Annotated in this window: 12 protein-coding genes; 5 read left to right on the top strand and 7 right to left on the bottom strand. The window is 71.6% G+C overall.

The genetic code is table 11. The features are described 5' to 3' along the window. Window positions 1-36: 36 nt before the first annotated feature. On the bottom strand, window positions 37-1,200 hold the full coding sequence (locus ABZT06_RS02445; RefSeq protein WP_355733606.1) for a MalY/PatB family protein: 1,164 nt from the start codon (window positions 1,198-1,200) through the stop codon (window positions 37-39). Window positions 1,201-1,259: 59 nt separating this feature from the next. Here ABZT06_RS02445 and ABZT06_RS02440 point away from each other — a divergent pair, with 59 nt between their 5' ends. Continuing rightward, window positions 1,260-1,475: a dodecin gene (locus ABZT06_RS02440; RefSeq protein WP_355733603.1), complete on the top strand. Its 216-nt coding sequence runs from the start codon at window positions 1,260-1,262 to the stop codon at window positions 1,473-1,475. A gap of 26 nt (window positions 1,476-1,501) precedes the next feature. Here ABZT06_RS02440 and ABZT06_RS02435 read toward each other — a convergent pair whose 3' ends face one another. Beyond that, a complete protein-coding gene (locus ABZT06_RS02435) occupies window positions 1,502-1,993 on the bottom strand; it encodes an HAD family acid phosphatase (RefSeq protein ID WP_355733600.1) in 492 nt (163 codons plus the stop codon). Between the two features lie 85 nt (window positions 1,994-2,078). On the opposite strand from ABZT06_RS02435, the gene ABZT06_RS02430 reads away from it, so the two are divergent. Then, complete coding sequence (locus ABZT06_RS02430; protein ID WP_355733598.1) at window positions 2,079-3,284, top strand: right-handed parallel beta-helix repeat-containing protein; 1,206 nt, start codon at window positions 2,079-2,081, stop codon at window positions 3,282-3,284. 56 nt (window positions 3,285-3,340) lie between these two features. Then, entirely contained in the window at window positions 3,341-3,751 is a 411-nt protein-coding gene (locus ABZT06_RS02425) for a (2Fe-2S) ferredoxin domain-containing protein (protein ID WP_355733595.1), read from the top strand. Between the two features lie 49 nt (window positions 3,752-3,800). Here ABZT06_RS02425 and ABZT06_RS02420 read toward each other — a convergent pair whose 3' ends face one another. After that, entirely contained in the window at window positions 3,801-4,508 is a 708-nt protein-coding gene (locus ABZT06_RS02420) for a nucleotidyltransferase domain-containing protein (RefSeq protein WP_355733592.1), read from the bottom strand. A gap of 48 nt (window positions 4,509-4,556) precedes the next feature. Between ABZT06_RS02420 and ABZT06_RS02415 the strand changes: the two genes are divergently transcribed. Together ABZT06_RS02415 and ABZT06_RS02410 are read left to right on the top strand one after the other, a co-directional pair. Continuing rightward, the gene (locus tag ABZT06_RS02415; protein ID WP_355733589.1) at window positions 4,557-5,555 is read left to right on the top strand and encodes an LLM class flavin-dependent oxidoreductase; all 999 of its coding nucleotides are present in this window, start codon (window positions 4,557-4,559) and stop codon (window positions 5,553-5,555) included. A 10-nt stretch (window positions 5,556-5,565) separates the two neighbouring features. After that, complete coding sequence (locus ABZT06_RS02410; protein WP_355733586.1) at window positions 5,566-7,914, top strand: excinuclease ABC subunit UvrA; 2,349 nt, start codon at window positions 5,566-5,568, stop codon at window positions 7,912-7,914. 534 nt (window positions 7,915-8,448) lie between these two features. Here ABZT06_RS02410 and ABZT06_RS02405 read toward each other — a convergent pair. The 4 genes from ABZT06_RS02405 to ABZT06_RS02390 form a co-directional block, all read right to left on the bottom strand. Then, window positions 8,449-9,252, bottom strand: coding sequence for a lysophospholipid acyltransferase family protein (locus ABZT06_RS02405; protein WP_355733583.1), 804 nt, complete (start codon window positions 9,250-9,252; stop codon window positions 8,449-8,451). Beyond that, entirely contained in the window at window positions 9,252-10,022 is a 771-nt protein-coding gene (locus tag ABZT06_RS02400) for a GNAT family N-acyltransferase (RefSeq protein ID WP_355733581.1), read from the bottom strand. Before ABZT06_RS02400 ends, ABZT06_RS02405 begins: the two co-directional genes overlap by 1 nt. 283 nt (window positions 10,023-10,305) lie before the next feature. Then, entirely contained in the window at window positions 10,306-11,055 is a 750-nt protein-coding gene (locus ABZT06_RS02395) for a succinate dehydrogenase/fumarate reductase iron-sulfur subunit (protein WP_355733578.1), read from the bottom strand. Beyond that, on the bottom strand, window positions 11,052-12,998 hold the full coding sequence (locus ABZT06_RS02390) for a fumarate reductase/succinate dehydrogenase flavoprotein subunit (protein ID WP_355733575.1): 1,947 nt from the start codon (window positions 12,996-12,998) through the stop codon (window positions 11,052-11,054). Before ABZT06_RS02390 ends, ABZT06_RS02395 begins: the two co-directional genes overlap by 4 nt. Between the last annotated feature and the right edge of the window lies 1 nt (window position 12,999).

The following is a 12,999-nucleotide window of genomic DNA, read 5'->3' as shown; positions in this document are numbered from 1 at the left end:
GGCCCCCTTCAGTGTCGGTCCGTCAGCATCGGTCCGTCAGTGTAGGTCCAGGGCCCCGGCCATCCGCCGTACCGCCTCGGTGATCAGCTCGGGCGATGTCGCGAGGTTCAGCCGGACGAAGCCGGCGCCCCCGGTGCCGAACGGCAAGCCGGAGTTCAGGGCGACCCGGCCGCGCTCCAGGAAGACGGCCGCGGGATCGTCGCCCAGCTCCAGCGCGCGGCAGTCCAGCCAGGCCAGAAAGGTGGCCTCCGCCGGTTCGTAGCGCACGGCGGGCAGCGACTCGGCGAGCAGTCCGGAAAGCAGCCGGCGGTTGTCGTCGAGGCCGGTGAGCAGGGCGTCGAGCCAGGCGCCGCCGTCCCGCAGCGCGGCGGTGTGGGCGATGACGCCGACATGGCTGGGGCCGTGGCCGACCTCTTCGGGAAGGCGTGCGAGGTCGTCGGCCGCGTCGGGCCCGGCGACGGCCACGGCGGCCTTGATCCCGGCCAGGTTCCACGCCTTGGAGGCCGACATCAGCGACAGCCCGTTCCCCCCGCCGGGAACGCTCAGGTAGGGGACGAACGTGGCACCCGACGCGACGACCGGGGCGTGGATCTCGTCGGCCACGACCCGCACCCCGTACGTCCGCGCCAGCGCCGCCACGTCCGCCAGCTCCTCGGCGCTGTGCACGGCGCCGGTCGGGTTGTGCGGGCTGCACAGCAGATACGCGGGCCGGGCCGGGCCCTTGCGGACTCGCGCGAAAACGTCCTCCAGGACCTCGAAGTCGATCCGGCCGTCCGCACCGAGCGGGGCCTCGACGACCTCGCGGTCCATGTTCCCGACGAACTGGTAGAAGGGCGGGTACACGGGCGAGTTGACGACGACCGGATCGCCCGGTCCGGAGACCAGCTTGAGCATCTCGACGATGCCCAGCATCACGTCCGGGACGATCGCCGTACGCTCCACGGCGAGCCCGTCCCAGTTCCAGCGCTCCCTCGCGAACCCGGCCAGCGCCTCGGCGTACGCCGTCCCGGCCGGATACCCGGTGTCCCCGAGCGCCACCGCCTCCCGGACGGCCCGCGCGACCGGTTCGGCCAGGGGGACGTCCATCTCGGCGACCCACAGCGGCAGCACGTCCTCCGGGTACGTCCGCCATTTCATGCTCGTACGACGCCGGAGCTGCTCCAGGGTGAGCCGGCGCAGGGGATTGGGCATACCGTCCATGGGCCAACGATAGGGTCGGACGGCTCGCGCTCCGCCGCCGCCTGAGGCACCGTGGAACCATGACGAACCACACCTACCGGGTGACCGAGATCGTCGGCACCTCGCCGGACGGCGTAGACCAGGCGATCCGCAACGGCATCTCCCGCGCCTCGCAGACCCTCCGCAATCTCGACTGGTTCGAGGTGACCCAGGTACGCGGTCAGATCGAGGACGGGCAGATCGAGCACTGGCAGGTGGGGCTGAAGGTCGGCTTCCGCCTCGACGAGTCCGACTGACGGCCGTCAGGCCTCACCAACGGATCTCAGGTCCGCCCCTCCCGCTCCTGCGCCACCTCGAGCTCGGCGGAAGGGGCGGTCCAGTGCGCCCGTACGACGGTGAACCCGGCCTGTCGGGCGTCCTCGCAGACCAACTCGTCGTCGTCCACCAGGACGCGGATCTCCCGGGTGCGGGCGAGCCGCTTCAGGATCTCCAGTTTGGTGCGCCGGGCGGGCCGCCGGTCGTCGTTGCGCCGCATGTGCACGCGCCCCTCCGGCAGCCCCTGCGCGGTGAGCCACGCCAGCGTGTCCCGTCGGCAGCGCTCAGGGCGTCCGGTGAGGTAGACGATCTCGCAGTCCTCGGCGCTCTCCAGCACCAGCGCGACGCCTTCCGGGATGGGCGGATCGTCGGGCGCGGCCGCGAAGAAACCGTCCCAGTCGCGCGGCCTGCGCTCCAGGAACCGCTGGCGGTGGGCCGTGTCGGCCAGGGTGTTGTCCAGGTCGAACACGGCGAGCGGGCGCTTGTCGCTGTCGGTCACCTCACCCACCCTAGACCCGGCAACCTTCCCGCCCCGGGTGACCACTGCCTGGCGACAGAGCAGTCGGGCCGAGGCGGGAGACCCCATGCGCGTGAACAAGACCATCTGGACGGCGGCAGCGGTGAGCGCGGTCCTGATGACGGCGTTACCGGCGACCGAGGCATCCGCGGCGCCGGCCACCCTGATCGTGGCGACGAACGGGAACGACACCGCCCCGGGCACCCTCGACCGCCCGCTGCGCACGGTCCAACGGGCCGTGGACCTGGCGAAGCCCGGCGACACCATCGCGGTGCGCGCGGGGACGTACGCGCTCACCGACAACATCACCATCGCCACCTCGGGCACCGCGTCCCAGCCCATCACCCTGGGCGCCTACCAGAGCGAGCGGGTCGTGATCGACGGCGAGCAGCTGGCCGCGAGCCACACCCCGGTCGGCGGCAGCATCCCACGGGCCGAGCGCGGGGCGATCCACCAGGAGGCCTCCTACTGGCGGATATCCGATCTGGAGATCGTCAACGGGCCGTACGGGGTCTACTGCGACGGCTGCACGGGCAATGTCTTCTCCCGCCTGAGGACCCACGACAACTACGAGTCGGGTTTCCAGCTCCAGGGCGCCTCCAGCGACAACCAGATCCTGAACCTGGACAGTTACGCCAACCGCGACCCGCGCAAGAACGGTGAGAGCGCGGACGGCCTCGCCATCAAGGAGGGTTCGGGCACCGGCAACGTCGTGCGGGGCGCCAGGCTGTGGAACAACGTCGACGACGGCTTCGACGACTGGAAGTTCACCTCGCCGGTCCTGATCGAGAACACGATCGCGTACGGCAACGGCTTCAACCGCTGGAACTTTCCCGACTTCGCGGGCGACGGGAACGGCTTCAAGCTCGGCGGCGGCAGCCCGGCACCGGCGGTGGCGCACACCCTGCGCAACTCGATCGCCTTCAAGAACGCGGCGCACGGCGTCACGGACAACGGCAACACCGGCGCCCTCACCCTGACCCGCAACACGACGTGGGCCAACGGCGGCACCGGCTTCGACGCGGACGTCTCCGGCGGCACGGCCAAGCTGACCGCGAACCTGTCCGTCGCCGACACCAAGGCGTCCGCCCTGGGCTCGGCGACCGTCTCCAGCGGTAACTCCTGGGATCTGGGCGGCACTTGGAACGCGTCGTCGGTACTGAGTACGGACCCGGCGACAGTCACCGGGGGGCGCGCGGCCGACGGTTCGCTGCCGTCGGCTCCTTCCTTCCTGGTGCCGCGCAACGGTACGGCCGTCGGAGCACGCTTCTAGCCCCCAGGGGTACCCCGCCCGCACTCCGCGATCAGTGCAGGCCGCATGCTTCTCCCATGTCTCCGACGCCCCGCACGTTCCTCACCGGCTCCGCCTCCTGCACCCTCGTCGTGTGCCGGGGCTGCTGCTGCGGCGACGCCCGCAAACACCCCGGCACCGACCACGCCTGGCAGTTGGAGCTGCTGCGGGCCGGAGCGGCGGAGCACGGTTTCCAGGTCCGTACGACCGACTGTCTGGGCCCCTGCGACCAGGCCAACGTCATCGTCGTACGCCCTTCGGCGGCCGGGCGCCGGGCGGGAGGCAAGGCCGCGTGGATCGGCTTCGTCATGGACGACGAGGGCACCGAGGAGGTCGTGCGGTGGGCGGCGGCGGGCGGCCCGGGCGTCGCCGAGCCGCCGCTGACGCTGGAGCTGCAGTTCATCGAGCCGCCGAGGGAGGCGAGGGTGCGGTCTCGCAGGCGCCGTTGATCACCCGGCTGGTGCGCGTCACGGGACTGAGGACCACTGAAGCTCACGCTCACGCGGCCGTGTCGTAGAACTCCGCGCGGACGCGGCGCAGCCACGCCTCGGCCGGCGCCTCGTCGGGCCGGTCCGGCAGCACGCTGCGGGTCTCGGCGAACGCGGCCTCGTAGTGGGCGAGCAGCGACCGGGCCGAGGCCGGGTCCGCGGCGACGGCGTCCCCGAAGCGGTGATACTCCTCGGGGTCCTCGACCCGCACCGCCAGCTTTCCCGTGGTGTACAGCTCCAGACCCTGGTGGCAGAGCCGCTTCAGGTGCCGGGCGTGCTTGGCGGTGCGGTGGTCGCCGTCGCGGCTCTCCAGTTTCCTGAACTGCTGGGTGGCGTACCCGAGATAGGCGTCCCGGACCCGCTGGGCGCTCAGGAACGAACCGCGGATGCCGATGAGTTCGTCGCCCAGCGGGGTGCGCACCTCGTACAGCTCGTCCGGCAGCCACACCAGCTCCATGACGGTCGGATTGCCGCCGAGGGCGAGTCGGCACCACTTCGCCGCCTCGTGCAGGGTGCGGTCCGGCGTCGTGGTGACGTGGGACTCCTTCGGCGTGTGCAGGCCGAGGAGGGTCTCGGTGGGCGCGGCGAACATGCCGAGCCGGTCCACGTCGGAGCCCTCACGGGCCAGTCCGTACGCGGTCGAGCCGACGATGCCGGAGAGCAGGATGTTCTGGACGGTCACCGGTCCATTGTGCTGACCTGCGGTGATCGCGGTCATCCGGTTTTCCGGTGGGAATACCGCCTCCGCTCAGGCGTTGAACCCGGTGTGAGTTCCCTGACCGCCGCCACCCGCTTCTCCGTCCTCGACCGCTCCCGCACCCGCGAGGGCGGTACGAACGCGCAGGCGCTCCAGGACACCGTCCGGCTGGCGCGCGAGCTGGAAGGGCTCGGCTACCACCGCTTCTGGGTCTCGGAGCACCACGGCGTGCCGGGAGTCGCGGGCTCCGCGCCGACGGTGCTGGCGGCCGCCGTCGCCTCCGCCACGGACACGATCCGGGTCGGCACCGGTGGCGTGATGCTGCCGAACCACCAACCCCTGGTCGTCGCCGAGCAGTTCGGGGTGCTGGAGTCCCTCTTCCCCGGCCGGATCGACATGGGCCTGGGGCGCTCGGTCGGTTTCACCGACGGCGTGCGCCGGGCGCTGGGCCGCGGCAAGGACGACGCCGACGACTTCGCCGTACAGCTGGAGGAGCTGCTGGGCTGGTTCCGCGGCACCTCTCCGACGGGCGTGCACGCCCGCCCGGCCGAGGGCCTGACCGTGCCGCCGTTCGTCCTGGCCATGGGCGAGGGCGCCACGATCGCGGCCCGCGCGGGCCTGCCGGTGGTCATCGGCGACCTCAGGAACCGCGAGAAGATGCAGCGGGGCATCGACCACTATCTTGCGCATTTCCGCCCCTCGTCCTGGGCGTCCGAGCCGTACGTCGTCATCTCGGGCACGATCGCGGTCGCCACCACGCCCGAGGAGGCGCGGCGCCTCCTCGTCCCCGAGGCCTGGTCGATGGCGTACTCCCGGACCCACGGCACCTTCCCGCCCCTGCCGCCCGCCGAGCGGGTCGAGGCGCTGGCGATGACGGCCAAGGAACGGGGCTTCTACGAGTCCGGGCTCGCCGGCCACATCGCGGGCACCGAGGAGCAGGTCGCCCACGAGCTGGAGACGGTCCTGAAGGAGACGGGAGCGCAGGAGGTCCTGGTCACGACCAGCACGTACGACCGCGAGGCCCTGCTGGAGTCCTACCGGCGGCTGGCGACGATCACCTCCGGCTAGAGTCGTTCTCATGCACGACCCGAACGGCTCCCACGACCCGTACGTCCGTGTCCGCGGTGCCCGTGAGCACAATCTCAAGGGTGTGGATGTCGATGTCCCACGGGATGTGCTGGCCGTGTTCACGGGGGTGTCCGGGTCGGGGAAGTCGTCGCTGGCGTTCGGGACGATCTACGCGGAGGCCCAGCGGCGGTACTTCGAGTCGGTGGCCCCGTACGCGCGCCGGCTGATCCACCAGGTGGGGGCACCGAAGGTCGGGGAGATCACCGGCCTGCCGCCCGCGGTCTCGCTGGAGCAGCGGCGTTCGGCGCCGACGTCCCGCTCGTCCGTGGGCACGGTCACGAATCTCTCGAACTCGCTGCGCATGCTGTTCTCCCGGGCCGGCGACTATCCGCCGGGCGCCGAACGGCTCGACTCCGACTCGTTCTCTCCCAACACGGCGGTCGGCGCCTGCCCGGAGTGTCATGGCCTGGGCCGCGTCCACCGTACGACCGAGCAGTCGCTGGTGCCCGATCCGTCGCTGTCGATCCGGGAGGGCGCCATCGCCGCGTGGCCCGGCGCCTGGCAGGGCAAGAACCTGCGGGACATCCTCGACGCGCTCGGCTACGACGTGGACCGGCCGTGGCGTGAACTGCCCGCCGATCAGCGGGAGTGGATCCTGTTCACCGACGAGCAGCCGGTGGTCACCGTGCACCCGGTGCGGGACGCGGACCGTATCCAACGCCCTTACCAGGGCACGTACATGAGCGCCCGCCGCTATGTCCTCAAGACGTTCGCGGACTCCAAGAGCCAGACGCTCAGGACGAAGGCGGAACGGTTCCTGGTCTCCGCCCCGTGCCCGGTCTGCGGCGGCAGCAGGCTGCGTCCGGAAGCGATGGCGGTCACCTTCGCGGGCCGCACCATCGCCGACCTCGCGGCCCTGCCGCTGACCGAGCTGGCCGCCTCACTGGTCGCCCATGGTGAGACCGCGCGGTTCCTCACCGACGACCTCAAGTCCCGTATCGCCCCCATCGTCGAGCTCGGCCTCGGCTATCTGAGCCTGGACCGCGCGACCCCCACCCTGTCCGCAGGCGAGCTCCAACGGCTGCGTCTCGCGACCCAGTTGAGATCCGGGCTGTTCGGAGTCGTGTACGTCCTCGACGAACCCTCCGCCGGACTGCACCCGGCGGACACCGAGGCGCTGCTCACCGTGCTGGCGCGGTTGAAAGCGGCAGGCAACTCGGTGTTCGTGGTGGAGCACCACGTGGACGTCATGCGGGGCGCGGACTGGCTGGTGGACGTCGGGCCGGCGGCGGGTGAGCACGGCGGGCGGGTGCTGTACAGCGGCCCGGTGGCCGGGCTGACGACGGTCGAGGAGTCCGCCACGGCCCGGTACCTGTTCGACCGCTCCCCCGCCTCGCAGCGCGAAGTGCGGTCGCCTCGCGGCCGGTTGGAGGTGGGTCCGGTCAACCGGCACAACCTGCGCGGGGTGACGGCCGAGTTCCCGCTAGGTGTGTTCACCGCGGTGACCGGGGTGTCGGGCTCGGGCAAGTCCACGCTGGTCGGTCAGATCACGGAGGAGTCGGAGGGGGTGGGCCGTCTGGTCTCGGTCGACCAGAAACCGATCGGCCGGACCCCGCGCTCCAACCTGGCGACCTACACCGGTCTGTTCGACGTCGTGCGCAAGGTCTTCGCCGCCACCGACGCGGCGCGTGAACGCGGCTACGGCGTGGGCCGGTTCTCCTTCAACGTGGCGGGAGGGCGCTGCGAGACCTGCCAGGGCGAGGGGTTCGTGAGCGTGGAGCTGCTCTTCCTGCCCAGCACGTACGCGCCCTGCCCGGACTGCGCCGGGGCCCGCTACAACCCCGCGACGCTCGAAGTGACGTACCGGGGACGGAACATCGCCGAAGTGCTCGACCTGACGGTGGAGTCGGCGGCGGACTTCTTCGCGGACACCCCGCTCGTGGCCCGCAGTCTCGCCACCCTCCTCGACGTCGGCCTCGGCTACCTCCGCCTCGGCCAGCCCGCCACCGAACTCTCCGGCGGCGAGGCCCAGCGCATCAAGCTCGCGAACGAACTCCAGCGCATCCGCCGCGGCCACACCCTGTACCTCCTCGACGAACCCACCACCGGTCTCCACCCGGCCGACGTCGAGGTCCTCATGCGCCAGCTGCACGGCCTCGTGGACGCCGGACACACGGTGATCGTCGTCGAGCACGACATGTCGGTCGTGGCGGCCGCGGACTGGGTGATCGACCTGGGCCCCGGCGGCGGGGACGCGGGCGGCCGCATCATGGCGGCGGGAGTCCCGGGCGAGGTGGCCGCGGTGGCGGGTAGCGCTACGGCGCCCTATCTGGCACGGGCACTGAGCACGGACACGTGACTCCGTCGTCCCGACGGTGATCCTGCGATACAGGGTTGCGGCGCGACTCGGAGCTGGGACGGAAGACAGCGGCGCGCCGCGGACACGTTACTCCGCGAGCGCCGGCACAGCGCCCGGCGAACGGACTGCCGGGAGACGCGGCCGAAGCGGGAGACGGCGACGTCACGCCGCCCTGCATGGCCGGGTACACACCGCAGCGGGGCCGCCACCTCGCCCCCGGCACAGCGCCCGGCGACGGACTGCCGGGAGACGCGGCCGAAGCGGGAGACGGCGACGTCACGCCGCCCTGCCTGGCCGGATGCACACCTGACCGGGGCCGCCACCTCGCCCCCGGCACGGGAACCGGCGACAGGACTCCGGGATGACGCGGCCGAGTCCGAGGACAGTGCTGCACGGCGCCTGGCGCGGACGCCTGTCCCCGGCCCCCGGCGCTACAAAGCCCGGCGCCTCGGCGCGCGGTGCCGTCGCTCAGCGGATCAGAGGCGATCGGTCTCCGTCGGCGGCGCGGAACTCTGTGCCGTGGCCGACCGGGCGTCAGCCCGCCGCGTGCTCCCCCGTCCGCCCATGGCACGCGCACAACTGTGCCGCGCGGGCCAGGGAGCGGCGGTCGGGGTGGCTGTCCGGGGTGACCGGGGCCGGGACCTCCACCTCGGCCAGCAGCCCCTGAGCCGACACGACCCGCCAGACCGAGGTGAGCAGTGAGTCGTCGCCGATGAAGGCGGGGGCCGTGCTGGACCCGCCGTCGACGAGCCGGTAGCGCAGGCTCACCGGCTGGACGGGCACCTCGGCGTCCAGGGCCGCCTGGAACACGGCGCGGCGGAAGTGCCCCTGGGCACGGCCGCACCAGGTGCTCCCCTCGGGGAAGACGGCGACCGCGGCGCCCCCGCGCAGCGCGTCGGCGATGCGGGCGACCGTGTCCGGGAGGGCACGCAGCCGGTCCCGCTCGATGAACAGCGCGCCGCTGCGGGCCGTCAGCCACCCCGCCACGGGCCACCGGCGGATCTCGGCCTTGGCGAGCATCCGGGCGGGGCGTACGGCGGCCAGCAGCGGGATGTCCAGCCAGGAGATGTGGTTGGCCACCAGGAGCACACCGCCCGTGGGTACGGTGGTGCCGGACACGCGGACCCGAACCCCCGAAGCCCGCACCACCGCCCGGCACCACCACCTGACCACGCCGGCCGGCACCCACCGGCCGACCGGCAGCAGCGCGATCCCGGCGAGCAGGACCGTCGTGACCGCGAGGAGCCGCAGCACGGCACGGGGTACGGCCGTGACGGACCCCGTCCGCTCCACGCACGCCCCGGGGGTGCAGGGCGCGCTGGGCAGCCAGACGCTCATCAGGCCGGGACGAGCGAGAGGAAGTGCCGCAGATAGCGGGCGTTGACCCGGCGCATCGACAGCAGCACGTACATGTCGGCCACCCCGAACTCCGGGTCGTGGGCGGGCCGGCCGCACACCCAGGCGCCCAGGCGCAGGTACCCGCGCAGCAGCGGGGGCAGTTCGGTGTGGGCGGCGGGCGTGCCCTCGGCCGGTTCCCAGGGCAGCAGGGGCCGTACCCGGAACTCCTCGGGAGCCAGGTACTTGGTGCGCACCCGGTCCCATGTGCCGGCCGCGAGCGCGCCGCCGTCGGCGAGCGGGATCGAGCAGCAACCGGCCAGCCAGTCGTGGCCGCGGTCCACCATGTAGCGGGCGATCCCGGCCCAGATGAGGCCGATGACGGCCCCGTCGCGGTGGTCGGGGTGCACGCAGGAGCGGCCGACCTCGACGAGGCCGGGGCGGATCGCGTCGAGCGGGTTGAGGTCGAACTCGCCCTCCGAGTACAGGCGTCCGGCCACCGCGGCCCGCTCCGGGGGCAGCAGCCGGTAGGTGCCGACGACCTCGCCGGTGATGGTGTCGCGGACGAGCAGGTGGTCGCAGTAGGCGTCGAAAGCGTCGACGTCGAGGCCGGGCTCCGGGGTGGACAGGAGGGCGCCCATCTCCCCGGCGAACACGTCGTGCCGCAGCCGCTGGGCGGCGCGTACGTCGTCCTCGTCGCGGGCCAGGGTCACGGTGTAGCGGGTGGGGGCGACGCTCTGCGGGGGACGGTCCAGGGTGGAAACGCCGGTCATGGCACTCTCCAGGTCACAGGCGGAGGCGGCGAGCGGTGCCGCTGTCCCTGTTCTCCCGACGCCGGTTGGCGTGTACGTGACCGGTTCCGAGAGCGCGGATGTGCGGTGGCTGAACGGCTCGGGCAAAGTGTCCGGGGCCTGCGACTCCGCCGACCGGCCGGTGTCCCGCCGGTGACCGGAGGGCGGCGAACCCGGGGCCGGCACCACCCCCGTGATCCTGGTGGGGCCGGACCTGAGCACCACGTCCGGCCCCACCCGTCCGCACCTTCTCGGCGAACGTCTCTCAGCGCCCCGCGACCTTCCGGGTCGCCCGCAGCCACTCCTTGTTCATGCTGGTGATGGACATCAGCGGGATCCCCTTGGGGCAGGCCGTCGCGCACTCGCCCGTCAGCGTGCACCCGCCGAAGCCCTCCTCGTCCATCTGCTCCACCATGTCGAGGACCCGGGTCTCCCGCTCGGGCGCGCCCTGCGGCAGCACGTTCAGATGGTTGATCTTGGCCGAGGTGAACAGCATCGCCGCCCCGTTGGGGCAGGCGGCGACACAGGCCCCGCACCCGATGCACTCGGCGTGCTCGAACGCGAAGTCGGCATCCGGCTTCGGCACCGGCGTGGCATGCGCCTCCGGAGCCGCCCCGGTGGGTGCCGTGATGTATCCCCCGGCCTGGATGATCCGGTCGAAGGCCGACCGGTCCACGACCAGGTCCTTGATCACCGGGAACGCGGACGCCCGCCACGGCTCGATGTCGATCGTGTCGCCGTCCGAGAAGGACCGCATGTGCAGCTGGCAGGTGGTCGTCCGCTCGGGCCCGTGCGCGTCGCCGTTGATGACGAGCGAGCACGCGCCGCAGATGCCCTCACGGCAGTCGTGGTCGAAGGCCACCGGATCCTCACCGCGCAGGATGAGCTCCTCGTTGAGGGTGTCCAGCATCTCCAGGAAGGACATGTCGGACGAGATGCCGTCCACCTCGTACGTGGACATGGCGCCGTCGGCGTCGGCGTTCTTCTGCCGCCAGACGCGCAGGGTGAGCTTCATGCGTAGCTCCGCTGAGTGGGGTGGACGTACTCGAAGACCAGGTCTTCCTTGTGCAGGACGGGAGCCTCGCCGGTGCCGGTGAACTCCCAGGCCGCCGCGTAGGCGAACTCGTCGTCCCTGCGGGCGGCTTCGCCGTCGGGGGTCTGGGACTCCTCCCGGAAGTGGCCGCCGCAGGACTCGGCGCGGTGCAGTGCGTCGAGGCACATCAGCTCGGCGAGCTCCAGGTAGTCGACGACGCGGTTCGCCTTCTCCAGCGACTGGTTGAACTCCTCGCCGGTGCCGGGGACCTTGATGCGGCGCCAGAACTCCTCGCGGATCTGCGGGATGCGCTCCAGTGCCTTGCGCAGCCCGGAGTCGGTGCGTGCCATCCCGCAGAACTCCCACATGAGTTCACCGACCTCGCGGTGGAAGGAGTCCGGTGTGCGGTCGCCGTCGACGGTGAGGAGCAGGTTGAGCCGGTCCTCGGTCTCCGCCAACACCTCCTGCACGGCGGGGTGTTCGTCGGTCACCGCGTCCTGGTGGGGGTTGCGGGCGAGGTAGTCGTTGATGGTCGCCGGCAGCACGAAGTAGCCGTCGGCCAGGCCCTGCATCAGTGCGGAGGCGCCCAGGCGGTTCGCGCCGTGGTCGGAGAAGTTGGCCTCACCGATCGCGAACAGGCCGGGGATCGTGGTCTGGAGGTCGTAGTCGACCCACAACCCGCCCATCGTGTAGTGCACGGCGGGGTAGATCCGCATCGGCACCTCGTACGGATCCTCGTCGGTGATCCGCTGGTACATGTCGAAGAGGTTGCCGTACTTCGCCTCGACGGCCTTGCGTCCCATGCGCCGGATGGCGTCGGCGAAGTCGAGGTAGACGCCCTGTCCGCCGGGCCCCACTCCCCTGCCCTCGTCGCAGACGTTCTTCGCGGCGCGGGAGGCGATGTCGCGTGGGACCAGGTTGCCGAAGGACGGGTAGATGCGCTCCAGGTAGTAGTCGCGCTCGTCCTCGGGGATCTTGTTCGGCGGCCGGGTGTCGCCCTTGGCCTTCGGTACCCAGATCCGGCCGTCGTTGCGCAGCGACTCGCTCATGAGCGTCAGCTTGGACTGGTGGTCGCCGGTGCGGGGGATGCACGTCGGATGGATCTGGGTGAAGCAGGGGTTGGCGAAGAGGGCTCCGCGGCGATGGGCCCGCCAGATGGCCGTCGCGTTGGAGTTCATGGCGTTCGTCGACAGGTAGAAGACGTTGCCGTAGCCGCCGGAGGCCAGTACGACGGCGTCCGCGAAGTAGGTGTCGATGCGCCCGGTGACGAGATCGCGTGCCACGATCCCGCGTGCCCGCCCGTCGACGACGATCAGGTCGAGCATCTCGGTGCGCGGGTGCATCTCGATGTTCCCGGCGGCGATCTGCCTGCTGAGTGCCTGGTAGGCGCCCAGCAGCAGCTGCTGGCCCGTCTGGCCGCGGGCGTAGAAGGTCCGGGAGACCTGGACGCCGCCGAAGGAGCGGGTGTCGAGCAGACCGCCGTACTCCCGCGCGAAGGGCACGCCCTGCGCCACGCACTGGTCGATGATCTCCACCGAGATCTGCGCCAGGCGGTGGACGTTGGACTCGCGCGCCCTGAAGTCGCCGCCCTTGACGGTGTCGTAGAAGAGGCGGTGGATCGAGTCGCCGTCGTTGCGGTAGTTCTTGGCCGCGTTGATGCCGCCCTGCGCGGCGATCGAGTGGGCGCGGCGCGGGGAGTCCTGGTAGCAGAACTGGACGACGTGGTAGCCCTGTTCGGCGAGCGTGGCGCCCGCGGAGCCGCCGGCGAGGCCGGTCCCGACCACGATCACCGTGTGCTTGCGCCGGTTGGCGGGGTTGACCAGCTTGGCCTCGAAACGGCGCTTGTCCCAGCGCTCGTTGACGGGCACGGAAGGAGCCTTGCCGTCGGTCAGCGGCGCGCCGGTCGGGTAGTCGACGTAGGTCATG

The organism is Streptomyces sp. NPDC005483 (assembly GCF_040606035.1).
Taxonomy (GTDB): domain Bacteria; phylum Actinomycetota; class Actinomycetes; order Streptomycetales; family Streptomycetaceae; genus Streptomyces.
The sequence above is the reverse complement of the archived record's forward strand: the minus strand, read 5'-3'. Positions and strand labels throughout refer to the sequence as shown.

Excerpts from the sequence above, each read along its gene's own strand:
- ABZT06_RS02445 (WP_355733606.1), bottom strand. The coding sequence starts at position 1,200 with ATGGACGGTATGCCCAATCCCCTGCGCCGGCTCACCCTGGAGCAGCTC.
- ABZT06_RS02440 (WP_355733603.1), top strand. The coding sequence starts at position 1,260 with ATGACGAACCACACCTACCGGGTGACCGAGATCGTCGGCACCTCGCCG.
- ABZT06_RS02430 (WP_355733598.1), top strand. The coding sequence starts at position 2,079 with ATGCGCGTGAACAAGACCATCTGGACGGCGGCAGCGGTGAGCGCGGTC.
- ABZT06_RS02425 (WP_355733595.1), top strand. The coding sequence starts at position 3,341 with ATGTCTCCGACGCCCCGCACGTTCCTCACCGGCTCCGCCTCCTGCACC.
- ABZT06_RS02420 (WP_355733592.1), bottom strand. The coding sequence starts at position 4,508 with ATGACCGCGATCACCGCAGGTCAGCACAATGGACCGGTGACCGTCCAG.
- ABZT06_RS02410 (WP_355733586.1), top strand. The coding sequence starts at position 5,566 with ATGCACGACCCGAACGGCTCCCACGACCCGTACGTCCGTGTCCGCGGT.
- ABZT06_RS02405 (WP_355733583.1), bottom strand. The coding sequence starts at position 9,252 with ATGAGCGTCTGGCTGCCCAGCGCGCCCTGCACCCCCGGGGCGTGCGTG.
- ABZT06_RS02400 (WP_355733581.1), bottom strand. The coding sequence starts at position 10,022 with ATGACCGGCGTTTCCACCCTGGACCGTCCCCCGCAGAGCGTCGCCCCC.
- ABZT06_RS02395 (WP_355733578.1), bottom strand. The coding sequence starts at position 11,055 with ATGAAGCTCACCCTGCGCGTCTGGCGGCAGAAGAACGCCGACGCCGAC.
- ABZT06_RS02390 (WP_355733575.1), bottom strand. The coding sequence starts at position 12,998 with ATGACCTACGTCGACTACCCGACCGGCGCGCCGCTGACCGACGGCAAG.